The organism is Paenibacillus baimaensis (assembly GCF_025567575.1).
Genome location: NZ_JAOQIO010000091.1, coordinates 1 through 637, shown reverse-complemented (window position 1 = coordinate 637; position 637 = coordinate 1). Strand labels below are relative to the sequence as shown.

At 44.9% G+C, this 637-nt stretch carries 1 protein-coding gene; it reads left to right on the top strand.

All coding sequences use genetic code 11. The annotated features are described in order from the left end of the window. Positions 1-637 (top strand): peptidase dimerization domain-containing protein (locus OB236_RS23480; protein ID WP_262686160.1); only part of this gene is annotated, 637 nt, incomplete at both ends.

Genomic DNA, 637 nt, shown 5'->3' with positions numbered 1-637 from the left:
AACGATGTTGATGCAGCCATTACATGGCATCCGTTTACTTCAAGCAATATAATGACCTTCAATGTCCTTGCGACAATTAGTTCATATTTTAAATTCTATGGCAAAAGCTCACATGCTTCCGGGTCACCTCACCACGGAAGAAGTGCTCTCGACGCAGTTGAATTGATGAATGTCGGAGTGAATTTCCTGAGAGAGCATGTTGAACAGGATACACGCATGCACTATGCCATCACCGATACCGGAGGGAGTTCTCCAAATGTCGTACAGTCGGAGGCTGCAGTCCTGCATCAGATACGCGCACCCAAGCTTTCGCAGGTAAGGGAAATATATGAGAGAGTTCTAAACATAGCAAAAGGTGCGGCATTGATGACCGATACCAAACTGGAGGTTGTTTTTGACAAGGCAAGTTCTAATGTGCTTCTTAACAATGTCCTGGGAGCTTTGCTGTATGAAAAGTTCAAGGAAGTAGGCCCTGTGCCTGTAAATGATAAAGACTTAGAATATGCCAGGAAGATCAGGGAAACTTTGAGCGGGAAGGAGAAGCACCTTGATGAATTCATTGCGAACAGTATGTTCGGAGAAGTTGGCAGGGAGGTTGCCAAGCAGTTCTCCGGCAAGGAAATAATAGACATTATCT